This window comes from Salegentibacter sp. 24, from assembly GCF_004362395.1.
Classification (GTDB): Bacteria; Bacteroidota; Bacteroidia; order Flavobacteriales; family Flavobacteriaceae; genus Salegentibacter.
In genome coordinates, this window is record NZ_SNWE01000002.1 from 169,988 (window position 1) to 189,268 (window position 19,281).

Annotated in this window: 18 protein-coding genes and 1 tRNA gene; 7 read left to right on the forward strand and 12 right to left on the reverse strand. The window is 35.7% G+C overall.

Features of this window, described 5'->3' with window-relative positions; all coding sequences use genetic code 11:
• Window positions 1-17: 17 nt before the first annotated feature.
• A complete protein-coding gene (locus tag DET49_RS02120) occupies window positions 18-314 on the forward strand; it encodes a thioredoxin family protein (protein ID WP_133546508.1) in 297 nt (98 codons plus the stop codon).
• Here DET49_RS02120 and DET49_RS02125 read toward each other — a convergent pair.
• Window positions 311-952: a polysaccharide deacetylase family protein gene (locus DET49_RS02125; protein WP_133546509.1), complete on the reverse strand. Its 642-nt coding sequence runs from the start codon at window positions 950-952 to the stop codon at window positions 311-313. The genes DET49_RS02120 and DET49_RS02125 overlap by 4 nt on opposite strands.
• Before the next feature lie 133 nt (window positions 953-1,085).
• On the reverse strand, window positions 1,086-4,394 hold the full coding sequence (locus DET49_RS02130; protein WP_133546510.1) for a DUF2723 domain-containing protein: 3,309 nt from the start codon (window positions 4,392-4,394) through the stop codon (window positions 1,086-1,088).
• A 236-nt stretch (window positions 4,395-4,630) separates the two neighbouring features.
• Between DET49_RS02130 and DET49_RS02135 the strand changes: the two genes are divergently transcribed.
• A tRNA-Gln gene (locus DET49_RS02135) sits at window positions 4,631-4,703 on the forward strand.
• 93 nt (window positions 4,704-4,796) lie between these two features.
• Here DET49_RS02135 and DET49_RS02140 read toward each other — a convergent pair.
• Entirely contained in the window at window positions 4,797-5,555 is a 759-nt protein-coding gene (locus tag DET49_RS02140; RefSeq protein ID WP_133546511.1) for a DUF481 domain-containing protein, read from the reverse strand.
• Window positions 5,556-5,736: 181 nt separating this feature from the next.
• Here DET49_RS02140 and DET49_RS02145 point away from each other — a divergent pair, with 181 nt between their 5' ends.
• From DET49_RS02145 to DET49_RS02160, 4 genes are all read left to right on the forward strand, one after another.
• Entirely contained in the window at window positions 5,737-6,963 is a 1,227-nt protein-coding gene (locus tag DET49_RS02145) for a PAS domain-containing sensor histidine kinase (RefSeq protein ID WP_133546604.1), read from the forward strand.
• Window positions 6,964-7,003: 40 nt separating this feature from the next.
• Window positions 7,004-8,035, forward strand: a complete 1,032-nt coding sequence (locus tag DET49_RS02150) for a response regulator (RefSeq protein ID WP_133546512.1) — start codon at window positions 7,004-7,006, stop codon at window positions 8,033-8,035.
• A gap of 85 nt (window positions 8,036-8,120) precedes the next feature.
• Entirely contained in the window at window positions 8,121-8,864 is a 744-nt protein-coding gene (locus DET49_RS02155; protein WP_133546513.1) for a universal stress protein, read from the forward strand.
• Between the two features lie 196 nt (window positions 8,865-9,060).
• Window positions 9,061-9,690: a carbonic anhydrase gene (locus tag DET49_RS02160; RefSeq protein ID WP_133546514.1), complete on the forward strand. Its 630-nt coding sequence runs from the start codon at window positions 9,061-9,063 to the stop codon at window positions 9,688-9,690.
• A 186-nt stretch (window positions 9,691-9,876) separates the two neighbouring features.
• Here DET49_RS02160 and DET49_RS02165 read toward each other — a convergent pair whose 3' ends face one another.
• From DET49_RS02165 to DET49_RS02195, 8 genes are all read right to left on the reverse strand, one after another.
• Window positions 9,877-10,269 (reverse strand): group III truncated hemoglobin, encoded by a 393-nt coding sequence (locus tag DET49_RS02165; RefSeq protein ID WP_133546515.1) that lies wholly within the window; start codon window positions 10,267-10,269, stop codon window positions 9,877-9,879.
• Between the two features lie 9 nt (window positions 10,270-10,278).
• Window positions 10,279-10,560, reverse strand: a complete 282-nt coding sequence (locus DET49_RS02170) for a hypothetical protein (RefSeq protein WP_133546516.1) — start codon at window positions 10,558-10,560, stop codon at window positions 10,279-10,281.
• Window positions 10,561-10,681: 121 nt separating this feature from the next.
• A complete protein-coding gene (locus tag DET49_RS18865) occupies window positions 10,682-11,230 on the reverse strand; it encodes an acetyl-CoA hydrolase/transferase C-terminal domain-containing protein (RefSeq protein ID WP_317130289.1) in 549 nt (182 codons plus the stop codon).
• Between the two features lie 269 nt (window positions 11,231-11,499).
• On the reverse strand, window positions 11,500-11,685 hold the full coding sequence (locus tag DET49_RS18870; RefSeq protein WP_317130293.1) for a hypothetical protein: 186 nt from the start codon (window positions 11,683-11,685) through the stop codon (window positions 11,500-11,502).
• Between the two features lie 279 nt (window positions 11,686-11,964).
• Complete coding sequence (locus tag DET49_RS02180; RefSeq protein WP_166636525.1) at window positions 11,965-12,543, reverse strand: YceI family protein; 579 nt, start codon at window positions 12,541-12,543, stop codon at window positions 11,965-11,967.
• A 128-nt stretch (window positions 12,544-12,671) separates the two neighbouring features.
• Entirely contained in the window at window positions 12,672-13,973 is a 1,302-nt protein-coding gene (locus tag DET49_RS02185) for a hypothetical protein (protein WP_133546518.1), read from the reverse strand.
• 24 nt (window positions 13,974-13,997) lie between these two features.
• The gene (locus tag DET49_RS02190; protein ID WP_133546519.1) at window positions 13,998-14,585 is read right to left on the reverse strand and encodes a YceI family protein; all 588 of its coding nucleotides are present in this window, start codon (window positions 14,583-14,585) and stop codon (window positions 13,998-14,000) included.
• Between the two features lie 265 nt (window positions 14,586-14,850).
• Window positions 14,851-15,729, reverse strand: coding sequence for a cell division protein FtsX (locus DET49_RS02195; protein ID WP_133546520.1), 879 nt, complete (start codon window positions 15,727-15,729; stop codon window positions 14,851-14,853).
• 152 nt (window positions 15,730-15,881) lie between these two features.
• Here DET49_RS02195 and DET49_RS02200 point away from each other — a divergent pair, with 152 nt between their 5' ends.
• Window positions 15,882-16,829: a ketopantoate reductase family protein gene (locus DET49_RS02200; protein WP_317130291.1), complete on the forward strand. Its 948-nt coding sequence runs from the start codon at window positions 15,882-15,884 to the stop codon at window positions 16,827-16,829.
• Here DET49_RS02200 and DET49_RS02205 read toward each other — a convergent pair.
• Window positions 16,826-19,240 (reverse strand): glycoside hydrolase family 31 protein, encoded by a 2,415-nt coding sequence (locus DET49_RS02205; protein WP_133546521.1) that lies wholly within the window; start codon window positions 19,238-19,240, stop codon window positions 16,826-16,828. The two genes, DET49_RS02200 and DET49_RS02205, sit on opposite strands and share 4 nt — an antisense overlap.
• Between the last annotated feature and the right edge of the window lie 41 nt (window positions 19,241-19,281).

Below are 19,281 nucleotides of genomic sequence, written 5' to 3' on the forward strand. Positions count from 1 at the left end.
AAAGAAAAAATTATTCGATGTCAAAATTTGGTGAATTAATAGATCTAAATATTCCGGTGTTATTGGATTTTTATACTCATTGGAATGAAGGTTCTAAAGCTATGAACCCGGTCTTGCGAGAAGTAGCTGCTTCTATGGGTAACAAAGCCAAGGTGATAAAAATTGATGTGGATAAAAACTCTCAGCTTGCCGAGGCACTTCGGGTAAAAACCCTACCAACGCTAATGATCTATAAATCCGGGGAAATGAAATGGCGACAAAGTGGCGAGCAAGATGCGGCTACCTTAGTAGGTATTCTTAAGGAATATGTTTAAAGAGACTTAAAAATGAAACCCTTCTCCTTATAATATTTCAAAACTTTTGGTAAGGTGAATTTTAAGTTCCTTGAAGCTTTAATACTATCATGAAAAACAATGATGCTTCCTGCGGAAGCGTTTACTATCACATTTTTCAAACATTTTTCTTTAGAAATTCTCTTCTCAAAATCTCCGCTTAAAATATCCCACATAACTATTTGATACCCCAGTTTAACAAGAGTCTTAGCTTGAGAGTTTTTAATTTTTCCATATGGAGGACGAAAAAGTTTTGGTTTTGATTTTTCTAGGTTATTTTGCCGGCTAATAATTTCTTCAGTTTGTAATATGTTGGCGAGATAATAATCAGTTTTGTTATTCCAGCCGTTTAAATGATTATAAGTATGGTTTCCTACACCGTGGCCGTGGGCTGTAATTTGAGAGAAAATAACAGGATTTTTTTTTATATTATCACCTACACAAAAAAAGGTTGCTTTCGCATTGTGTTTTTTTAATTCATTTAAAACCCAGGGGGTGATTTCGGGCACTGGGCCATCATCAAAAGTGAGGTAAAGACTTTTGTCTTCCTTGAGTCGTGTAATCCTGTTTGGGTAAAGCTTTTTTAATATAGAAGGATATTTAGCTAAAAATAAATTCATAAATAGGAGCAGGTTGAAAGATTGTAAGCTTATTAAAATCCAGAATGCACTTATCTTACCTTATGAATATTGGAATATAAAGGAAACCTACAGTGCTTTTGGATACTGTAGATTTCCTTAGTCTTAATTTCTGTTATTCTTCCTGGGAAGAATCTATTCTAAGGGGATTATTTCCCTGATTTAATTCCGGGTTGAGTCTTTTCTGAATTACATTTTCCTGTGGGTCTTCAACATCAGGAATGATTTCTTCTTCTTCTCCATAAAAATGGCGAAATAATTCTAGATATTCGTTGAATTCTTCTGCTTTTTCTTTTAAGATCTCTTCATCCTGGTGCACGACCAGTAAGTCTACTAAGGCACGATAACGCTCAATATTTGAAACAATTTGGTTAAAATAGCGATATTGCCGGTCTATATCCCAACTACTGTAATACTCCAGTCTCTCCTGGTATTTCTTAGCTATTTTTTCCCAAAGTTCTCGTGCTTTTTCAGGTTCGCCAACTTCATAATAACCACTCACATAAGGTTCTAACAGGGCGTAGTATTTGTAATGCTCAACGGGCATATTCTCCATTGCAAGATCAAGTACCTTTTCTGCCCTGGTAGTGTCCTGTTCATTTAACAGGTTTTCTACTAATCTGGCCAGATTACTTCTGTAAGTAATGGCATTTCTGCGTGTTTCAGTATCATGATAAATCTGGTCAGATCCCATATTTCCCCAATCCCAATCCATTACGATATCGTACATTTTTTCGGTATTGATTCTTCCCATATCATAAGGGTTTTGTCTGTCTATGGGGGTTTTAATGGGAACAAGTTTATATGCCAGACCTTCTAGCTGCAGATATTCTTTCATCCATAAATAATCTTCGTCGCTAAAGCTTCCGCCAGAAAAATAAATAGGTCGTTCCCAATTATTATTGGCAATGATATCCAGCATCATCAAAGTGTTTTTATAAATGACGTCTGACTCGATCCGAACAATAATTTCATCGACTATTTGATCGGCAAAGCGTTCTTCTACGATTCCGTTTTCCAGAACAGCTTCTTTGTCAACCGGAATACTGATATTTTTAGTTGGAAAAGTATTTATCATTTGGCCACTCTGTAATTCGGCCTGAGTTCTAGGATCATCATTCTGGATATAATTTAACCAGGTTTTAATTGGAATAGTGTCATTGGTAACTTCTTTGAAAAAGACGGCGTCATTAACTCCATTGTAATCCTCATTTTCAAATTGTGAGGGGATTGGATCACTCTCAAATGCTTTCCTCTTCATCTGGTCTATATACCAATCTGTAGCGAAAAGGCTAGTGTTTATTACCCGTACATCGGTACGATAACGCTCTACCTGTTGTGCATACCATAATGCAAAAGTATCATTATCACCAATAGTGAAGATGATTCCATTTTCATCTACAGAATCTAAATACATTTTAGCCATTGAAAGTGTGGAATACCTGCCACTACGATCGTGATCATTCCAATTTTCTGAAGCTAAAAGCACTGGTACTGCTAAAAGCGAAGCAACAATTACAATTGGCGCTACAATTTTTGGTTTAAGGAATTTTTTAGCCCAGTCAAAGAGCGCGTAGACCCCGAATCCAATCCAAATAGCAAAGACGTAGAACGAACCTACCAGGGCATAATCACGTTCCCGAGGCTCAAAAGGTCTTTCGTTTAGGTAAATCTTTAAGGCAATTCCGGTAAATAGGAAGAAAACGAGTAAGACCCAAAAGTTATTTTTATCTCGCTTAAGCTGAAAAACAAGTCCAATCAGACCTAGAATTAGGGGTAGGAAATAATATGTATTCCGGGCTTTATTATTTTTTACATCACTGGGAAGATTATCTTGAGGGCCCACGTGCATCTCGTCTATAAAATCGATACCACTAATCCAGTTTCCGTCCATATCGGTATATTTTCCCTGCACATCATCCTGTCGTCCTACAAAATTCCACATAAAATAACGCCAGTACATATATCCAATCTGATATTCTAACAAGTATGCAATATTAGAAGCAAACGAGGGTTTTTCTATATTAAGATAATCTCCAAACTGCCTTAGAAAATTATGATAATCGGTATTATCCAGTTCTCCGCTGGAAAATCGGTTTTGAAATTCGTTTACAGCACTTACCAATCTTTCTTCTCCCTGGTATTCCGGCTTTATAGTGAAATCCAGTGGGCCGGTAAAATCCATGTAATTGGCCGCATGTTGTGTACTCCACATTCTGGGGAGAAATGTTTTGTGTGAATCATCCAGATTTTGTCTGGCATTCTTATAATCGTTAACAATAATATATTCACCGGCCTCTTCATCTTTTTCATATTTAGGTTGACCATCGATATAAGGATTGTCTTCATCCAAACCGGCATACATTTCAGAGAATTGAGGTCCATAAAATAGATGTGTTTCACCATATTGTTCCCGGTTGTAATAAGCTAACAGTTCACGGGCATTATCTGGACTGTTTTCATTTATAATAGTGGGTGCGTTAGATCTTATGGGTAGCATTACCCAACTTGAAAATCCAATTAGGATAAAAAGGATACAAAGGAATAATGTATTTAATTGAAAATAATTTTTCTTCCGGGTGTAGGAAATTCCATAATAAAAAATAGCGATAATTATCAAAAGCGCGATTATAGTGCCTGTGTTAAACGGAAGCCCTAGTGAATTGGTAAAAAATAATTCTGAAGCCGCAAAGAAGGTAAGCGTATAGGGTAGAAGTAATTTAAAAATAAACATCAAAACGGCTACTACTACGATATTAGCGATTATGAAATTCTTTACGGTAATCTTTTTATAGTTTTTAAAGAAATATAAAAAACCGATAGCAGGAATGGTTAGGAGACCTAAAAAGTGAACGCCAAAAGATAATCCTATAACTAACGAAATTAAGATTAACCAACGATTCCCCCGGGGTTTAAACATATCACGTTCCCAGAGTAAACCTAAATAAAACAACAGCGCCATAATACAGGCGGCCATAGCATATACTTCAGCTTCTACGGCACTAAACCAAAAACTATCGGTAAAGGTAAAAGCAAGTGAGCCCACCAGGGAACTACCTAATACAGCCATTTTATTGCCCGGATTTAATTTTTCAATCGGTCCTGCAATTTTTAAAACCAATAAACTAATTGACCAGAACATAAATAATACAGCAAAAGCACTAGAAAGACCGGACATAAAATTGATCATTAGTGCAATCTGCGAATTATCCGGAGCGAAAGTAGAAAAGAAGGCGCCAAGCATTTGGTAAAATGGCGCTCCTGGTGGATGACCTACTTCAAGGTTTGCGGAAGTTGCGATATATTCCCCGGCATCCCAAAAACTTGCGGTTGGTTCTAGGGTAAGGGTGTAAGTGGTAAGTGCAATTAGAAATACCAGCCAACCTGATATTTTATTCCACTTCTTGAAGTTAAAATCTGTCATTTTTGAATACAATTGAATCCTATGTGGCGAATTTAATAATAAAATTATGAATGCTTTAGTAACGGACTTTAAAACGATATATTTTCTGAAAAGCCGGGTATTAAAGCTGTTTTATAAGCTTTGATCCTGCAGATTTCACGCCAAAAACCTACTTGTAAAAAAATAGCTTTCAATTTTTATAGAAAAAGTTTGCGCAATAGAAAGTTTGTTTTAAATTTGCATCCGCATTACAGCAATGGCCTATGGTGTAACTGGCAACACGTCTGGTTTTGGTCCAGAAGAGTCTAGGTTCGAGCCCTAGTAGGCCAACAGAATTAACCGGGAAGATTTATTTCTTTCCGGTTTTTTATTTTTTATAGTTAATATGTGTTTTGAGAAGGATTCAATGGTACTTCATTATTCCTACAAGCTGAAACCCATTCCAATTTGTAACTGCGAGGTGTATTCCATGGTGTTTAGAGGTGTCTGACTGTCAAAATAATAATCATAAATCATAAATACTTTAAACCAATTTACCAGAGGAATGTCTAGCCGGAACTGTTCTAGGATCCTATAATCTTCAAGGTTTTTATAGAGTGGTTGGTAATACACCGTATTAGTGATAGAAAAACGATTGGTTTTTGAGAGATAAGATAGTGATAAATAGGAACTGTTACGATGATTGCTATTTGTAGTTTGGGCCCTATCGCTGTATTCAATTTCATACATATAACTATTTCCCAAATAGGCTGAAATATATTCACGACTTATCCACTTTAGCCTTAATCCGGCACCTAAAAGGTTTCTTTGTTCAACCACCAGAAGTTGGTTGTATTGTCCTTGTAAAAAAAATTCACCTCTTAATAGCTGACTGAATTTGTAATTAAAACGGGTATGTAGAAACCAGGAATTTTGCAAATTTCCTTCTTCTGAATCTATTAATTTATAATTTCCAAGAAAGAGATAAGTTTTCTTTAAATCTTTCGATTTGAATTGTGTAGTTAAGGTGGCGTTAATCTGATTCACTGAAAGACCATCAGTATTGGAATGATTAAAAGCAAAATCGGCATTTAATACAAACCTGATAGAATCAGTTTGAAGTCGCTTGGTTTCAATATTTACTAATTGAGAATGTGCAAGTATTGGAAATATAAGAAGTAGGAAAACAAATTTTTGAGACATTTCATCTAATTGATGGACAAAGATAAAAACAAAAAGTTAGTTGTAATGAAATCAAAAAGTTTAGAACCATTTGTTTATTTTACTTAATTCTTCTAGAAAAATTAAAAACTTCTTTCCTAAATAATTCGTTAAACAGTTTGTAATTTAGTTCCGATAAAACCTAACAAATTAAATTGTGGCTATAGAATTTTTTAGAGAGAACGAGCAAATATTTGATACTTTATTTGAAGCCGCTTCAGAAGGCGTAATTGTTGTAGATAATCAACAAATTATAATTTCTGCGAATAAGGCTGCCCTAAGTATGTTTGGTTATAACAAGGAAGAACTTTTGGGCGCGAATCTAAATATTTTGATCCCGATGCGCTATAAAGCTAATCATCATGAACATTTTGATAAGTTTATGGCTCATAGTGAGAAAAGGCAAATGGGGCATGGAAGAGATTTATTCGGTGTAAAAAAGAACGGAACACAGTTTCCTGTAGAGGCAGGGTTGAATCCTTTTGAAGTAGATGGAGAGCGATTTGTGATGTCCCTTATTGTAGATATAACGGTTAGGAAAGAAAACCAGCAGCGAATTAGGGAACTTAATGCAGAGCTGGAAGATAAGATTAAAATAAGAACTCAGGAACTTAGAAATACGGTGAATGATCTTGAGACAGAAATTACAAAAAGAAAGGAAGCCGAAAAGCGTATAAAACTGGCACTAAAACAGGAAAAGGAGCTCAATGAATTAAAAACGAAATTTCTCTCCCTGGTTTCTCACGAATTTAAAACTCCTTTGAGCGGAATCCTAACCTCGGCTACTCTAGCTGAAAAATACACTACTACTGATCAACAAGAAAAAAGAACAAAACATCTTAGCACAATTAAAAATAAGGTACACTATCTAAATAACATCTTGAACGATTTTCTTTCTTTGGAACGCCTGGAATCCGGAAATGTAAACTATAAATACACAACTTTTAGTCTCAACAAGTTAGTTAATGACTTGATATATAATGCGAATGTAACTTTAAAATTTGGTCAGGAGATAGAATATGATAATGAGATGGAGGATGTAGTGCTGTATCAGGATGAAAAAATCCTAGAACTTATTCTGTCAAATTTAATTGGAAATTCCATTAAATATTCTCCGGAAGATTCCACTATATTTTTTAGAATATTCCCAAAAACGAATAAGGTTATTTTCGAGGTGGAAGATCAGGGAATGGGAATTCCAGAGAAAGATCAAAAGCATATTTTTGAGCGTTATTTTAGGGCTGAAAATGCCCTGTTAAACCAAGGGACTGGTATCGGACTCAATATTGTAAAAGTACATGTGGAAAATATGGGAGGTACAATAAGTTTTCAGAGTATAGAGAATAAGGGCACAAAATTTACCGTAACATTACCTAATCAAAATAGATGATAGCCAATTTTATTTTGGTGAAAATTGAAAATTGCATAGAATGAAAAAAATACTTTTAATTGAAGATGATGTAACCGTTAGAGAGAATACAGCAGAATTGTTGGAACTTTCAAATTATGAAGTAATAACTGCACCTGATGGAAGGAAGGGTGTAATTAAAGCCAAAGAAGTAATTCCGGATATTATTGTCTGTGATATAATGATGCCGGAGCTGGATGGCTATGATGTGCTTACCAAACTATCAGAAGATCCAGAAACCAATGGAATTCCTTTTATTTTTCTTTCGGCAAAGACCGAACATAAAGATGTAAGAAGAGGAATGGACCTTGGAGCCGATGATTATTTAACCAAGCCATTTGAAGAAGATGATCTTTTAAGCGCTATTGAAAGCAGGTTGGCAAAAATAGAAATTCTAAGGGCGCAAAAAAGCGATAATATAGGCGAGAGTGTTCAGAATCTTTCCGCTTTTCGTGAAATGATGAGAAATGGGGAGAGAATCAAATTTAGAGCCGGTGAAAATATTTACGAGGAAGGAAAATCCTCACTTCATTTTTACATGATCGAACAAGGAGTAGTAAAAGCTCACAAATTTGATAGCCGCGGTAAAGAAATGATTACTGAACTGTATAAAGATGGTGATTTTTTTGGTAACCTTAGCTTTAATAAAAGTTCAGCTTACGGAGAATTCGCAACGGCTATGGAAGATAGCTTGCTGTACGTGGTTTCTAAAGATGATTTGCGGGAAATTCTAAAGAATAACAGCAATATTAGTATGGAATTGTTGCAGGATATGGGTGATCATTTAATGAGTGTTAAAGAGCAGCTTATGGAAATTGCATATGCTTCAGTAAGAAGAAAAACAGCCCGTACCATTCTGCTGTTTGCACATAAAATAAAGAAAAATCCCTTGCACAGTATTAGAATTTCCCGGGCAGATCTTGCCGGAGTTGCAGGTATTGCTTCAGAAACTTTAATTAGAACCTTATCCGATTTTAAAAAAGAAGGTCTTATTGAAATTGAGGGTAGAAATGTGAAATTATTGGATGTTGAAAAACTAGAGCAAATTAGTTAATTCTCAAAAGAACTGATGGGGGTCATATTTGGGATTGATCTTTCACGCTATTTTTGGCCAAAATTAGCGCTGAAAATTCACGCCCATGAATGTTTTGTTACTTACAGATTTTTCTGCACAGGCATTTAATGCCGCTAGGTATGCCCTTAATTCAACTTTTGGAGCGTCAATTTTTTACGTACTTCATGCATCATCTGGAGAAGCCACAACGATAGGCGAGTCACTTGTAAAAATGATAACAAAGCTTCAGAAAGAACCTGCAGCTAAAAAACATTCTTTTTCATCGTTACCATTCTCTGATAACCTTATAAATGCCACCCGAAAAGCAGTTGCCGAAAAAAAGATAGATCTCATTGTTATGGGAGCATCAGGGAAAAACACCTCTAATATCCAGGGATTGGGGGGAAATACCTGTAATGTGGTAAAAAAGGTGAAGTGCCCGGTTTTAGTTGTTCCAAATTGTGAATTCTTAAAATGGGAGAGACTATATCTTCCGATAGATTTACGATTTCCGGTGAATATTGAAGCTTTGCGATTATTACAGAAATTGCCAGTTGCAGAGAATGTTGCTTTAGATGTATGGGAATTCGATTTAAACAATTCCGGGGCGAAGATTAGCGATTTCAGGTTGCCCAATTTTAAATTATCACGCAAAACACTATATAAAGAATCAGATTTTTTAGAGCAATTCTGGCCAGAAGCCAATGCGAAGGCCAACCTTATTGTACTTTTTGCCCGTCAACTACATATTTCTGAAAAACTTTTAAATCGAATTTCTGCAGTCGAAACTAAAAGACAAAACCTTCCAGTACTTATTCTGCACGGTTAAACTTTTAAATTTTGGTTAAAATTTCTTTTTACTCTGAAAAAATGGAGTTTTAATGATATCACTTTTGCTATTTAAAGCAGAAATCTCTATGTTTATGGCTAGTACCAAAAACTAATTTCTGCTTTTAATTCAAAAGAAAAAATTCGGGAAAAGCTTTTTGTAAATCAGGCTATAATTTTACTTATATATAAAATAAATGGAAATAAAGGAAATTTTTAAAAACAATCAAAACTGGATCGAGGAAAAATTAAAAATAGATTCAAATTACTTTAGTGATCTTTCCAAAGGCCAAAATCCGGACATTCTTTATATTGGTTGTTCCGATAGTCGTGTGACCGCTGAAGAACTGATGGGGGTCTCGCCAGGTGATGTTTTTGTACATCGGAATATTGCTAATATGGTTCCAAATACTGACCTAAGTGCAATGTCTGTAATAGATTTTGCTGTTGCTCATCTAAAGGTTAAGCACGTAGTAGTATGTGGACATTATTTCTGTGGAGGTGTAAAAGCCGCTATGCAATCTCAAGATCTTGGTATTCTGAATCCTTGGTTAAGAAACATTCGTGATGTGTACCGGATTCACCAAGATGAGCTCGATGGAATTAAAGATGAGGAAGAGCGCTATAAAAGATTAGTTGAGTTAAATGTGCAAGAGCAATGTATAAATGTTATTAAAACCGCAGAGGTTCAAAGGGCATTTTTGGATAGAGGTATAAGCGTGCACGGTTGGGTTTTCGATATTCATTCTGGTAAGCTAATTGACCTGGAAATAGATTTTTCAGAAATCTTAAAAAATGTGATGAAAATTTATCATTTAGATAGTTAAATTATTATAGTTGTTACGATCATTTCTTCAACTAAAAAAATAATGGTTTATAAGTTAACTATGTGGATCGTCGAGAAGTTTCTGTGTTAATTCTTGGACTAAAGTCTGTTTTAAATATAGTCGTCGATTTAAGAAAAATCAACCTGGGTATAACATAAAAAGACTAGAGCATTAGCTTTAGTCTTTTTATACGCTCTTCTCTCTGCTCTGGAACATTTTCAAATATAAATGTGAAGACATTTTTTGGGCATTATTTTTTGCGCGATTCGCTAATTCACCTTCATATAACTCATCTATGGTCTCAAACCACAAATTTAACCAGATTCCAAAATGATAGGAGGAAATCTCGTGATTGTTTTCCTTGTCTACTTTAACGTGAACCTTTTGCGGATTACCTTTGTAAAGTGCTTTAAAGAAAAGATTACTCTCCCAGAAATCAGTTAATTTCTCGAGATGTATGTCCCAGTCTCTTATAACCTCATTGAAAAAATGACCAATTTCGGGATCCTGCCTTACTTTTTTGTAAAACCCGGAGACTAGTGAATACACGTCTTCCCGGGTTTTTATATCATTTTTCATAATAAATTTTTAGAAAATATTTATTAAAATAAAGATAGAGGAAATAGCGAGGCTTAGCAATAGTGTGTTAAATATGACCTTTGGTCTAAACTGGGCCAAAATTACGGTGTTAAATGCCATACAAACAGCTACAACAATGAATAGTTGAAACATATCTATAAAAGTATGACCATTCATTAATATTAACATAGCAGCTACAGATCCCAAACAACTGGATAGGATAATTCCAATAGCTGAATACCCTAAACTCATTTCTTTAAAATCAGTCAATAAATTCTTGTAAAGTTGCATAATATTTTGTTTTTGATTCTGAGGTAAAATTAAAACTCAGGGAGGGAGAATCTTATGAGCAAAATCATAATTGTATAGAAAAATACGGAGTGGTTTAGTTTCTTGATGCCGCAAAATCATATTAAAATCTTTTAGCGAAATTGTTTAAAGAATCCTTTTCCAACTGCTCTCTGTGATGGGGATGAGCTATGGAAATAAGCTGTTCTTCTCTTTGTTTCAGATTCTTTACGTAAATATTTTCTAACCCATATTCAGTAGCGGTGTAATACACAGGCGCCTGGGTAGCGGTTATACCTGCGCCTTCTTTAAAAAAAGGTGCGATTTTAGAAATACCATATTTGGTGATTGAAAGCATTGCGATAAGAGGTTTGCCGCCTTCAAAAAGGGCTGCACCTCTTAAAAATCCATTTGACCTCCCCCACCCGAAAACTGAAAATTTCCCAATAGTATCGGAACGAACCTGGTCAGTAAGGTCTATTTTTATTGCTAAATTTATTAGGGAGATTTTTGGGCTCTGCCTGATTAAGGAGGTATCGTTGGTATATACAGCTTCTTTAAAATGGGCACCAGGTTTATCGTCTATAAAATCATAAAGATCTGTTGAACCTATAGCAAAATAGGTAACAAGTTTTCCGGTTTTTACTTTTTGATTTGCACCTGTACTTACCACGATTTAATTAAGGGTAGAATTCCATCTGAAAACATTTAGGTATGAATTCCCAGGTTTTTATGATTTTGCAAATTGTTTAGAATTACATTAGGGATGCCGCCAACACCCATTTGTAAAGTAGTACCATCGTCAATTAATTCCGCTATATGTTTTCCAATTTGTGTTCAATTCCTTTAGGCGCTGTAATGCTTGGGAAAAAATAGGTTTAATTACCTCCAACGCCGCATCAATTTGATTACTGTGAATTATTCCTTCACCGTAGGTTCTAGTTACTTTTGAGGATTGACCTGGGTGATTACTTTTTTAGCTTTTTGAATAGCCGGTAAGGTAATATCAATAGAAACACCAAGGGAGCAATACCCATGTTTATCGGGGGATACCCGGATAAAAGCAACATCTAAGGAAAGAAGATCCCTTCTAAAAAGATTTTGAATCTCACTTAAAAATATTGGAATATAGGACCCTTAATAAGTGTTAAGTGCTTTTCGGACAACTTCGGCTATAAAACAGCTGTTAATTCTGAAGGCTTTTGTGTAAGGTTCCTTGGTGTATTTTGCGTTTCCTTCAGTATGGATTTGTATAATTTCAACATCAATCAACTCATTATAGTGTTCATACAGAGCATCAATCAAGGTGGTCGGGGCCATTGCTGCACCCTGAAAAACACACCGTCTCCATATTTTACTATTGTAACAATTTCGCAGGGCGATAGGATTTTAAGAATTTTCGCTTCTTTAGGTTTGAATATTCAGGTTGAAATTGATCACGATTTCCTCTTTCAACTCGATCAATCCAAAAATTTTACTAGGTGCTTTTAGATTAAAATCTGTAATATTTAAATGAAGTTTTCCATCAAAGCAAAGTTGCTTATTTCTGGTTATGTCTACCGGGAACTTATAATCCTTGTCCACGCCTGCAATATTGAAATTTATAGTAACCGTGGTATTATCTTTCGTGCTCATATCTATTTTTTTAAGTTTGAGCAGGATTTTTGGAAATCTTTTAGTCTCTAGGAGTTCGTGAAAATCTTTGTTTATTTGTCGGTTTCCGCAGTCAAAATCGGAATTTTCTAAGGGTAATACGCTGTTTCTAAAATTTAGAATATCACCTTTTTCTATAAAATGCACTTTAAAACTATCATTTTTAAAATTAAACGTATTAAAATCACATTCAAATTCGTTAATGTTTGTAGTGCCAGAAATACTCAGTCGACTGTTGGGGAGGATTTTAATTTCCCTGGTTTTTAAACCAGATTGTGCTATACCAGAAATAGTAAGAAATAAAGCGAGTAAAAATAGAAAGTGAGTTTTCATCCTGGTTAAGTTTAGGGGTATCATTATTTAAAATAAATAGTTACATCCTGATTGTATAATACCGAAAACAGTAAATAAAAAGCCCCGGCGAATCTCTTAGAGATAGCATCCGGGGCTCAACATTCAACTTAAAAACTAATCGCTGCTTCTAGCGTAATTCCGTTGAATTGTCCTCCAGCGTGAATGTCTCCTGTAGGATAATCGTTGTACTCCTGGTTAACATATTCCAGTTTTGCAAGAATGTTTTTTGTCATAAACCATCCTGCGCCTAATTGGAAACGGTTTACACTTATATCCTCTCCAGTTGCCATTTCACCATTAACGGTATTATAACGTCCACCGAAGTAGAAGTCTTCCTGAACCCCGAATCGGTAAATAAGTTCACCTGAGAGTTGGGTATAGTTTCTTGTATCAGATTCACCTATGTCTTTTCCGCTTGTGGTTTCATAGATTCCGAAGAATTCAAGACCACCAAATTTGATGAATGGGTTGATCATAAAGGAAGTCATCTCGTTTTTGAAAGAAGGAGCTATACGTCCTGCTCTAAATCCATCCCCACCATCAGCGTTTGTCATTACGTTGTAATAACGGCTTCCTGCTCGGTCTCCTGTGTAAAGGTAGTTGCCGCGGGAATAGTTGTGCCCACTGTGAAAAAGAGATCCTGTTAATCTAAATCTTAAGTCTTCAGAAAGCTGGTTGTCATACCCAACTTTTGCAAGAAAAGATGGGTCGGTTTCTCCATCACCAGATGTAGACTGGTTCAATTTACCGTTAGTGAAACCAAGCATACCTAACCAAGGGCCGTTGAACATATAAACTTCTGCACCAACTTCTGTGGTGAAACTATCCATTAAGTAGTTTCCTACAAATGGGTTATAAAGTGCCATAGCGTTATCAGTTCTTCTAAAGTGTGCATCACCATAGTTGTTTTCCATATGACCAATTTTAAATCTTAGGTGATTCATAAGGCCTGAAGCAAATCCTTCACTGATGAAGTTTAATTCGTCTATCTGGATATATCCACCTTTCACATAAGCTTCCGTATGGTGTTGAGATGAAAGATAGGTTCTAAGATGCATTCTTACACCATCATAAAGTAGAACATCAAGGTCAAGGTTTGCAGTAGCTAGGTTAAAATTTCCTTCAAGCTCCGGAAGATTTCCGGCGGCGTTCTCGTGATCTAAATCCTGGAACTGTATGGTAGAGGCACCACCAACTCTTACTTGGACACCATCAAAATAAGTAATTTTATCTTTTGGGGCCTCAAATTCATTGATTCCACGTTGATCTGGTTCTCTGAAGTTAGGTAGATCTCTATCCCATATAGATTGTTCTTTTACCTCCACATCTACTTCAACTTCTTGAGCATGTGCCTGAAAGCCTGCGGCCATCATAAGGGCAAAACCGAAATATTTGATTGAATTTTTCATTGTAATAGTTTTTAAATTGAATAGTTATTTAGAAAATGTTGATTTGAATTTAATATTTAGGTCTTCTCCTGTGGTTATTGTTCCAAACATAGCAGTAGGGGGGACCACTTTATAATGTGTCATATTGATGCTTTCTTCTCCGGTAATTTCCAATTGGTCGCCGTTAAGTTTTGCGGTAAATTCTACAGGAACCTGTTTAGAAATACCCGATATTTTTAATGTTGCAACCCCGTTTACTTTAAAAGTGTCATTGCTGCTGGCTTCAATTTTTTTAACCTCATCCAGCTTGAATTCTATGTTTTTATATTGATCAGTATTAAGCGCTTTATAGGCATTTTTATCCATTCCGCCTTTTCCGCTTTCTAAACTTTCAGCTGCAACTGTTACCTGGAGATTCGGAATTCCTGTAAGTTTCCCATTTTCTGTAGTAATTGTTGCTTCTCCTTTTTTTGAAGTAGCTTTCATTTCCCAATCGTGTATATTAGAAGTTCCTTCAACAATAATTTCAGAAGAGTTATTCATTTTGAAATTCTGGCCAAACATACTTCCTGCAGTTAGCAGCATAAGAAATACACCAGTAAGTAATACTTGATATGATATTGAAATTTTCATGATATTAGGTTTTTTAGTTCGGTACAAAGTTGGGGTAGAAATAGAGCAGAATCTATGACGAGAATCAGGTTTGATGATGTTTTTTAAGATGGATTCTGAGAGCTACCCTATAGAAGGTTGTAGTGTTCACAAGGGATTTAGTAATCTAAAACGTTTGCGAACTCCGGCTATAAATTAACTTTAGCCGGGAAAAAAATAGTATAATGCAGAATGCAATGTCAAATTATACTATTTCTGAAGAAAAAATAAAATCAGGACTCTCCTCTTAATAATAGAGCTCGTCGGTTTTTAGGTTTAGGAACCTTGAAGTAGCAAAAAAAGTACTTAACCAGGTAATAAGGATTCCCATAATAAAAACGCCTATAAATAAAACGGCAAGTATTTTGACATCAGAAGCTAATGATAGCTGGGGGAAACTATTGTTGAGGTAATAAAGGGCTCCGGCCATTCCGATAAGAGCAATTATTGCACCGATCATTCCAAGCTTTACACTTTGCCAAATAAAAGGTCTACGAATAAAACCTTTGGTGGCGCCCACCATCTGCATGGTTTTTATAATAAATCTTTTTGAATATACCGAAAGTCTAATTGAACTATTGATAAGCAATACTGCGATAAAAGTGAAAACTCCGCTGGCAATGAGCACCCAAAAACTAATTTTTTTTACATTCTCATTCAAAAGTGCGATAAGCGGTTTATCATAGATCACTTCATCCACGAAGTTTTTAGAAGTAAGCTCAGCCGCAATTGCATCAACTTGCTCACCCGAGACAAAATCGGCATTCATATAAACATCAATGGAGTTCTGTAAAGGATTATAGCCTAAAAATTCCATAAAATCTTCCCCTATTTCCTTGCTGTGAGCTTCTGCAGCTTCTTCTTTGGAAACATAAGTGGTAGATTTTGTGTAATCAGCCATTGCTAAGCTTTTTTTGAGCTGTTCAATTTCAACCTCTTTGGCTGTATCTTTTAAGTACACAGTAAGTGCGATTTGTTCTTTAAAATGGTCGGCTACTTTCTTGGTGTTCAATACCAGTAAACCCAACATTCCCAATAGAAAAAGTACTAAAGCAATACTAATGACTACTGAAAAATAAGAAGATACCAGCCGGCGTTTCTGATATTTTTCAAAAGATGTGCTCATAGGGAACTTTAGATTTTTTTTTGTAAAAATATAAAAGTTAAGCGTTCAATTTATTTAAAACGTTTAAAGTTTAAAAAAATTAGTGATGGGATGAAATTTTTCTTAACCAAGGTAGTAATAGTTAGGTATGTTGCAGCAGTAATTTTATCTTTATGATGAAAATTACGAACAATATGAACATTCTAATCTTCGGAATTGGTGGAGTTGGAGGGTATTTTGGTGGTAAACTTGCACATGCAGGTTTTCAGATTACAATGATAGCCAGAGGAAAACATTTGGATAAAATTAAGAAAAACGGACTCCAAATTGAAAGTATAAATGGCGATTTCAAAGTTAAACCTTTCCTGGCCACCGATAATTTAGCAGAGGTTACTGCACCGGATTTAGTGATTTTAGGAGTTAAATCATGGCAAATTACGGAAGTGGCACATCAACTTAAACCTATTATTGGAGAGGATACAATGATATTACCCTTACAAAACGGGGCCAATAATGTAGAAAAACTTCTGGAAATTTTTCCAAAGAAAAATGTACTTGCTGGGCTTTGTCATATAGTGAGTTTTGTTGAAAAACCAGGAACGATAAAACATGTGGCCTTTGAGCCGCGTATTACTTTTGGAGAGATTGATAATTCTAATTCAGGAAGAATTCAACAATTAAAATCCTTGTTTAACAAAGCGGGAATCACCAATTTAAATCCAGAGAATATTCAGTTGGAAATATGGAAGAAGTTTTTATACATCACAACGGTTAGCGGATTAGGTGGATTGACAAGGGTTGCAATAGATAAAATAAGAGAAAGCGAATATTTATATGATTTGCTCCAAAAAACAGCCAATGAAATTAAATTGGTAGGGAATGCCAAAGGAATTCCTTTAACAGATCAAGATTTGGAAAAAACCTTTCAAATTATTCAAAATCAGCCGTCTGGAACAACCGCTTCCACCCAAAGGGATATTATGGATGGGCGACCATCAGAGCTTGAAAACTTCAACGGATTTATTATATATCAGGCTGAAAAATTAAAGATTTCAACACCCGTAAATAAAATGATTTACGAGTGTTTACTGCCTATGGAATTAAAAGCAAGAAATATTTAATTATTCCCATTCTCTCCATTGAAGTCCAATTCTGTAAAGTTTTCATCAATTATCATGGTAAGACAACCATTGATTTGCAGGTGTTCTAAAGATTTGGTTTCGTTATCAAGCTGAATAGTTTTTATTTCAAACGGTAATCCGTGGATTTTTAACTTAAATTTTTTACAATCTCCATCGAAAGACCCCTCTTTATGTTGTTGAATAATTAACTGATTTTTTCTTCCAGTAAGTTTGAAACTTCTTAGACAAAAACGTCCTTTAGTATAATCGTAGCCATCGTGGGCATCTTCAAAAAATTGAGAATCTTCTTTACCTTTTTTATAATAAACTTCTAAAGTAATTTCTTCTATCTTTTTTTCTCCTACATGCTGTTGCACTGGGTATTTTGGAATGATTGCACCTTCTTTAATAAAGACGGGCATGCTATCAATATCGGCATCAACCCACATCTCCTTGCCCCCCGTTACTAATTCATCGGTCCAGTAATTATACCATTTTCCTCTGGGAACATACATACGTCGCCCTTTTGCGTTGGGCTCTATGATGGGACAGACAAGAATGCTATCGCCAAAAATAAATTCATCTATTCTGTAATGTGTATTTAAATCTTCCTGATCAAACATTACCAGAGATTTTACCAAAGGCACGCCTTTTTCGGTATAATCCCAAAATGCGGTATAAAGATAAGGCAGTAACTGATATCGTAATTCAATAAATTTACGTACGATATCAGTAATATCTTCGTCAAATGTCCAAGGTTCCTGGTCGCCGTGATCTCCGGAAGAATGCACTCTAAAAAACGGATGAAATGTGGCTAACTGAATCCATCTGGTAAAAAGTTCGCCGTGGGGTTGTTCGGCAAAACCACCAATGTCACTTCCTGCAAATGAAAAACCTGACATCGCCAGGCGCTGCACTTGTACGTTGGCAATCCATAAATGTTCCCAGTTAGCTATATTGTCCCCGGTCCAGGTTGAAGTATAACGCTGGGTGCCTGAGTATGCTGCTCTTGTAATAACAAAAGGCCTTTTTGGATGAGAGAATTTTTTCACCCCATGATAGGTGGCCCTTGCCATTTGCATTCCGTAAATATTGTGAGCTTTTCTATGACTGCAAGCATTTCCGTCGTAATCATGCCTTACATCGTGGGGAAAAGTTTTATTAGGAACTTCCATTACTGCCGGCTCGTTCATATCGTTCCAGATGCCTTTTACCCCAATATCTTCAATTAATTCTTTAAATAGGCCAGACCACCATTCCCTCACCTTTGGGTTGGTGAAATCTGGAAAATAACATTCACCGGGCCAAACCTTACCTTTTATGTAAGGGCCATCGGCACGTTTACAGAAGTAATCCTTTTCAAGTCCTTCTTTATAAACCCAATAATTTTTATCAATTTTAATTCCGGGATCGATAATAGCAACAGTTTTAAATCCATCGGCTTCAAGTTCCTTTACCATTCGTTTTGGATCGGGGAAAAATTCTTTGTTCCAAGTAAAACACCTGAAACCTTCCATATAATCAATGTCAAGATAAATAGCATCACAAGGGATTTGTAACTCCCTGAATTTTGATGCTATTTCCTTTACCTTACTTTCAGGGTAATAGCTCCATTTGCATTGATGAAATCCTAGTGCCCAAAGCGGAGGTAAATCCGGTTTTCCGGTTAGATCGGTGTAATATTCAACTACATCGCTCATTTTTGGGCCATAGATGAAGTAATAATTCATCTCGCCTCCCTGGGCCCAGAAACTGGTTACAAAACGTCGTTCCTGTGCAAAATCGAAATATGATCTAAAGGTGTTGTCAAAGAAAATGCCGTAAGCTTTTTTATTATGAAGGCCCGTATAGAAAGGAATAGTTTTATAAATAGGATCGGTATCTTTACCATAAGCATAAGAATCGGTTACCCAATTCTCAAAGCGTTTGCCCTTTAGGTTTAAATGTCCCGGTTTATCGCCCAGGCCAAAATAGCTTTCCCCATCGTGAGAAACTTTACTCATTTTTACGATATCGCCACCAAATTCGTAACTATCTTCCCAATGGAACCCCAATTCATCTTCGTTGATTAAAGTTCCGTCAGCTCGATCGTAAATTTTTACTTTTAAACCATTTTTGGAGACTTCACAGATTATTTTGGTAGTATTGATACAGTAACAGTCTTCTTTCTCTTCAATATCTAATTGATTGTATCCAATACTTGCGTGCTTAGTGATAGCATACGAAAAATCCTTAGCGAACATTCCTGTAGTAGAATATCTAAAACGCAGCAACCCATCTCTAAGGATTGTGATTTGCAGTGCCACATCATTTTCTGTAATAAAGTGCAGGGTATCCACATCCTTACGAAAGGAAATTACGTTAGATGGAAAAGCATTTCCTTTTTGTTCTAACTCGGTATTTGTGATCATATTTTATCGTGGTTTACTGTGCGATAAAAGAACAGAATAGT

Coding starts and splice junctions, on each gene's coding strand:
- DET49_RS02120 (WP_133546508.1), top strand. CDS start 18: ATGTCAAAATTTGGTGAATTAATAGATCTAAATATTCCGGTGTTATTG.
- DET49_RS02125 (WP_133546509.1), bottom strand. CDS start 952: ATGAATTTATTTTTAGCTAAATATCCTTCTATATTAAAAAAGCTTTAC.
- DET49_RS02130 (WP_133546510.1), bottom strand. CDS start 4,394: ATGACAGATTTTAACTTCAAGAAGTGGAATAAAATATCAGGTTGGCTG.
- DET49_RS02140 (WP_133546511.1), bottom strand. CDS start 5,555: ATGTCTCAAAAATTTGTTTTCCTACTTCTTATATTTCCAATACTTGCA.
- DET49_RS02150 (WP_133546512.1), top strand. CDS start 7,004: ATGAAAAAAATACTTTTAATTGAAGATGATGTAACCGTTAGAGAGAAT.
- DET49_RS02155 (WP_133546513.1), top strand. CDS start 8,121: ATGAATGTTTTGTTACTTACAGATTTTTCTGCACAGGCATTTAATGCC.
- DET49_RS02160 (WP_133546514.1), top strand. CDS start 9,061: ATGGAAATAAAGGAAATTTTTAAAAACAATCAAAACTGGATCGAGGAA.
- DET49_RS02165 (WP_133546515.1), bottom strand. CDS start 10,269: ATGAAAAATGATATAAAAACCCGGGAAGACGTGTATTCACTAGTCTCC.
- DET49_RS02170 (WP_133546516.1), bottom strand. CDS start 10,560: ATGCAACTTTACAAGAATTTATTGACTGATTTTAAAGAAATGAGTTTA.
- DET49_RS02180 (WP_166636525.1), bottom strand. CDS start 12,543: ATGAAAACTCACTTTCTATTTTTACTCGCTTTATTTCTTACTATTTCT.
- DET49_RS02185 (WP_133546518.1), bottom strand. CDS start 13,973: ATGAAAAATTCAATCAAATATTTCGGTTTTGCCCTTATGATGGCCGCA.
- DET49_RS02190 (WP_133546519.1), bottom strand. CDS start 14,585: ATGAAAATTTCAATATCATATCAAGTATTACTTACTGGTGTATTTCTT.
- DET49_RS02195 (WP_133546520.1), bottom strand. CDS start 15,729: ATGAGCACATCTTTTGAAAAATATCAGAAACGCCGGCTGGTATCTTCT.
- DET49_RS02200 (WP_317130291.1), top strand. CDS start 15,882: ATGATGAAAATTACGAACAATATGAACATTCTAATCTTCGGAATTGGT.
- DET49_RS02205 (WP_133546521.1), bottom strand. CDS start 19,240: ATGATCACAAATACCGAGTTAGAACAAAAAGGAAATGCTTTTCCATCT.